Genomic DNA, 4,814 nt, shown 5'->3' with positions numbered 1-4,814 from the left:
ACGACCAGTTTGGCGGTCTCGGGACGCCTTGCGCGCCGTTCAGCATGCCACTGCGCTGTCGACGCCTTGTATTCCAAGCGGTAGGTGCGAGTGGAAGCGTTGCGGCGCAACTCCCGCGAGATCGTCGACGGACTCCGGCCGAGCCGACGGGCGATCTCCCGGACCCCCGCGCCCTGGGCACGCCACAGCGCGATGTCCTCGCGCTCGGCCGATGACAGATACCGTCCCGAAACCGACTGAGGCAAACGAGGATTCACGCCGCCAGCATGCCGGAACCACCGGAACCCGACCGGTGAGGACACCCCCGCTTCGGCCGCCGCGTCCTCGGTCATCACTCCACGCGCAATCGCCGCCCAGAACCGCACCCGATCCTCGCGCCAAGCCACAGTCGGCCGCCCCGGCGACGGAATCTGACCCCGATACAACTGCACCGCCCGCTGACGCTCCCGGACACCCATTCAACACCTCCAGGTCAAAGGTGTTGCGACGACCGGTTGAATCCAGCTTGCGAGCCGCGGTCGTTGTGATGGATCAATCCCGAAAGATCCTCCACTCCTTCGTGATTGCGAGTCCAGATAGCGTGCTCGATAGCATCCAACACCAGCGGCGTCGTCATCGAGGTGGAGGTGCGCCAGCCCACGATCCGCCGCGCGAACGCGTCGATCACGAACGCCACATACACCCATCCCGACCATGTTGATACGTACGTAAAGTCCGCTACCCACAACACATTTGGTGCCGGTGGGTTGAACTTGCGGCGCACGAGATCGTCCGGGCGATCCGCAGCAGGGTCGGCGATGGTGGTTCGCTTCACCCTGCCGCGCAACGCGCCTCGCAGACCGAGGTCACGCATCAGTCGTTCCACGGTGCACCGGGCCACCTGGTGGCCCTCACGGTGCAACTGGAGCCACACCTTGCGCGCGCCGTAGACCGAGTAGTTCTCGGCGTAGACGCGGGTGATCTCGACCTTCCTCGTCGGCGGCAGCACGCTTGGATGCCGCGCGGTTGCGGGCTCCGTAGTAGGTGGACGACGCGATCTTGCAGCCATGCTCGGTGAGCACTTTGCAGATCGGCTCGACGCCGAACTCCTGCTTGTGTTGGCCGATGAACGCGATGACTACTTGTTGTGGCGGTCGAGCTCCGCCGCGAAAAAAGTGCTTGCCGATTTCAGAATTGCGTTGGCACGCTTCAACTCTCGCACTTCGGTGCGGAGCTTGCGCAGCTCCTCGGCCGCCTCGCTGGTCACCCCGGGCCGCTGCCCGGTATCAACCTGGCCGCAGCGGATCCAGTTGCGCAGAGTCTCGGCCGACCCGATGCCGAGCTTGTCCGACACGGACTCGATCGCCGCCCACTCCGACTTGTAGTCGTCACGGACCTCGACGACCATCCGCACCGCCCGCTCACGCAACTCCGGCGGGTACCTCTTCGGCGAACCTGACATGACTCCATCCTTCCCAGAGGACAAAGTCTCCGGACAAGCCGGGGCGGTTCAGGCGGCCTCGTTGTCGAGCTCGGCCGACAAATGCTGTCCCGGTTAGCGCCTGGGCGCGGTCGGAGAAGGTTCAGCCCGCTGTACCAGCGTAAACGACCGGGTGTGCGGGCATTGTGTCAGCGTCCTGCCCTACCCTGAGCCGGTGACCAACGACACCGTGACTGACGCTATCCCAAGCGACGAGGAGGCCCCCGACGGTCGAATCATCGATTTCATCTCGGGCAAGAGCATCCCCGCCAAGCCCGAGGAAATGCTGGCAGTACAGCCGTTCGCACGGCAGCTCGTTGAGGACTACGGTTACTCGAAAGCTCACATCCGCACTAGGCCACAGTGGCATGTCAAGGCCAGGCCCTCCGACCGGGCGAAGACGTACCCCGTTGACATCGCTGTATTCACTGGCGAACAGCACCGCGACGAGGACCTGTTTCTCGTGGTTGAGTGCAAGAAACCGGACCGCCGTGACGGCCGAGACCAGCTTGAGGACTATCTGCGTCTGTCCCGTGCCTATCTGGGTGTGTGGACGAACGGTAACGAGCGCTTGTTCCTTCGTAAACGCGAGGCACGCGGCCAGGTCACCTTTGAGGAGATCCCGAACATCCCGCGCTTTGGCCAGCGCGTGGAGGATATCGGTCTGTTTAAGCGGGACGACCTGCGTCCGACCCATAACCTCAAGGCCGTCTTCAGGTCGATCCGCAACTACCTCGCTGCCAATGCGGTCGGCATGACTCGCGATGAGCCCCTGGCACAGCAGATTATGAACCTCATTTTTTGCAAGATTTACGACGAGCGCTTTACCAAACGCAACGCGGTCGTGACCTTCCGCGCTGGCGTGGATGAGCCGTCGGCCGACGTCGCGGCGCGAGTAAAGAACTCGTTCAAGAAGGTAATCAGACAGTACTCGGATGTCTTCACGACTAGTGATGAGATCGAGCTGGACGATCGATCAATCGCTTACGTCGTTGGTGAACTCCAGCAGTACTGCCTCATCGAGTGCGAGCGCGACGTCGTAGGCGACGCTTTCGAGACGTTCATCGGTCCTTCCCTCAAGGGTGGCCAGGGCCAGTTTTTCACCCCGCGCAACGTGACCCATCTGGTCCGCACGCTCGTGCAGCCAAAGGTGACTGACATGATCCTCGATCCTGCGTGCGGTTCCGGTGGCTTCCTCGTCGAGGCTCTCCGGGGGCTGTGGGACCGGGTGGACGAGCAGGCTGACGAGCTCGACTGGCCGGACATCGAGCGCGACTCTGAGAAGCAGAAGGTGGCTATCCGGCAAATCCGGGGAATCGACAAGGATGAATTCCTCAGCAAGGTGGCCAAGGCCTACATGGCTCTACTTGGTGATGGCCGCGGTGGAGTCTTCTGCGAGAACTCGCTCGTGCCTATGGGCGATTGGGAATTAAAGACTCGTCAAGAAGTCTCAGTCGGTGAATTCGACGTCATCATGACGAACCCACCGTTCGGTCAGAAGCTCAAGGTAACCGAACGCGGCACGTTGACCCAGTATGACCTCGGACAGAAGTGGAAGAAAGTCCGGGGCACGTCGCTGTACGAGATGACAGAGAAGAGTGCCGACTCGCAGACACCCCAGATTCTCTTCATCGAGCGCTGCTTGGAGTTGATGAAGGACGGAGGCCGCATGGGCATCGTGCTGCCCGAGTCGATGCTGTGCAACCCGTCGCACCGCTACATCATGCAATACATCCTTAGCCGGGCGACGATTCGTGCGGTCATTTCGGTCCACGAGAACCTCTTCCAGCCGCACACGCACGCTAAGACTGCTGTGGTGCTGCTGGAGAAAGGCGCTGAGCCCGAGGGTGAGTCACACGAGGTGTTCATGGCTGTGGCGCGGTGGTGTGGCCACGATTCGCGAGGCCATTCGATCCCGTTCGACGACTTGCCGAAGATTGCCGAGCGGTGGGAGAAGTACAGGGATGGTGTGCAGCTCGATTTCGATCACCTTGGCTTCGTCGTGAATTCCGCCGAGATCACTGACATGATCTACTTGCCGAAGTACTACAATCCCGAGGTCAAGGCGTCCGTCGAGGCACTCGTGGACACGCACGACCTTGTCCGGCTCGGTGACCTTGTAGAGGACGGGACTATCCAAGTGTCCACCGGTGACGAGGTTGGAAAGCTCGCCTACGGGACCGGCTCTATCCCATTCATCCGGACGAGCGACATTGCGAACTGGCAGATCAAGGGCGACCCGAAGCACGGCCTGAGCGAGGCCCTGTACGACGCTTACGCCGAGAAGCAGAACGTGGAGCCTAATGACATCCTCATGGTTCGCGACGGCACGTACCTCGTCGGCACTTGTGCGATCGTCACCGACCTAGATTGGAAGATCGTCTACCAGAGCCACATCTTGAAGTTCAAGGTCGTCGACAAGGAGAAGATCGACCCGCACCTGCTACTCGCCCTGCTCTCGGCACCCTTGGTGAAGTCTCAGATCTTCGCCAAACGGTTCACCCAGGACATCATCGACACCCTAGGCGGCCGGTGGTCCGAACTCGTGCTGCCAATCCCGAAGGACGCTAAACGCCGCGTGGAGATCACCGACAGCGTAAAGACAGCGATCGTGCTGCGGCGCGAAGCATCAGAGCTGTCGTGGCAGGCGGTACAAAAGGTTGCCCCTCGCGCGGAGGGTGGGATTGCACTTCTTGACGATGAGGCCGAGTACGGGTTCGGAATCCTCAATCAGTAGCCAACTCGAAATGAGGCGTTCGGTGCGGATCACCGGCGTCCACGAACATGGGTGCCCACGCTCCGCACACGTCGCACATCTCGTAGCTGTTGATGCGTAACGCTGTGCGTCGGTGTCGCTGACGTGCTCAAGGGCGGCGTCAGCCTCGGTGGAGGTGAGCGGGTGATCACCGCAGTCACGGCAGCCGGGGCGGCCGCAGCCCGGTCCGTCATTGCCGGTGGTCAGCTCGGCGTGCAGCGCGGCACGTTCGGCCATCATCTGATTCGCCACCGCGACGGCACGGGGGCAGCGGCGACGGCGGAACGGGATCACCTTGCCGCTCATGATGTTGACCGGTCCCCGATATCGGGGACCGGGCCATTCTCACTGAGCTGTTGGTTGCGGTGGCTTTCACAGACCGCCTTCGCAGGGTTATCTGTCTCGGCAGCGTGATTGAGGAGCGCGCACTCAAGCAGCAAGGCCCCTGAGCGGTCCCCGATGACGAGACCACCCGGAAATAGAGCCGGGTGATTTCGTTCCGTGTTTCGATGAAGCCGTTGTTCCAGGGCGTGCCCGGTGGAATGTAGGAGATCCCGACCCTGTCAGAGCAAAACTGTTGCAGGGCAGTCGAAATCATCT

4 protein-coding genes and 1 other annotated feature are annotated in these 4,814 nt (G+C 61.6%); of the genes, 1 reads left to right on the top strand and 3 read right to left on the bottom strand.

Translation table 11 applies throughout. The features are described from left to right. From AB0B25_RS31890 to AB0B25_RS31880, 3 genes are all read right to left on the bottom strand, one after another. The coding region (locus AB0B25_RS31890) for a helix-turn-helix domain-containing protein (protein WP_357187499.1) at positions 1-458 on the bottom strand (458 nt) is incomplete at its 3' end. A 14-nt stretch (positions 459-472) separates the two neighbouring features. Beyond that, positions 473-988, bottom strand: a complete 516-nt coding sequence (locus AB0B25_RS31885) for an IS3 family transposase (protein ID WP_357187498.1) — start codon at positions 986-988, stop codon at positions 473-475. A gap of 40 nt (positions 989-1,028) precedes the next feature. Beyond that, positions 1,029-1,157 (bottom strand) — a sequence feature (AL1L pseudoknot). Beyond that, positions 1,118-1,441, bottom strand: a complete 324-nt coding sequence (locus tag AB0B25_RS31880) for a transposase (RefSeq protein ID WP_357187497.1) — start codon at positions 1,439-1,441, stop codon at positions 1,118-1,120. (Overlaps the previous feature by 40 nt.) A gap of 193 nt (positions 1,442-1,634) precedes the next feature. Here AB0B25_RS31880 and AB0B25_RS31875 point away from each other — a divergent pair, with 193 nt between their 5' ends. After that, a complete protein-coding gene (locus AB0B25_RS31875) occupies positions 1,635-4,196 on the top strand; it encodes an N-6 DNA methylase (RefSeq protein WP_357187494.1) in 2,562 nt (853 codons plus the stop codon). Positions 4,197-4,814: the final 618 nt, after the last annotated feature.

It is taken from the genome of Nocardia sp. NPDC049190 (assembly GCF_040648115.1).
GTDB lineage: Bacteria > Actinomycetota > Actinomycetes > Mycobacteriales > Mycobacteriaceae > Nocardia.
Note: the sequence above shows the minus strand (reverse complement) of the source record. Positions and strands in the feature narration are given on the sequence as shown.

Coding starts and splice junctions, on each gene's coding strand:
- AB0B25_RS31880 (WP_357187497.1), bottom strand. CDS start 1,441: ATGTCAGGTTCGCCGAAGAGGTACCCGCCGGAGTTGCGTGAGCGGGCG.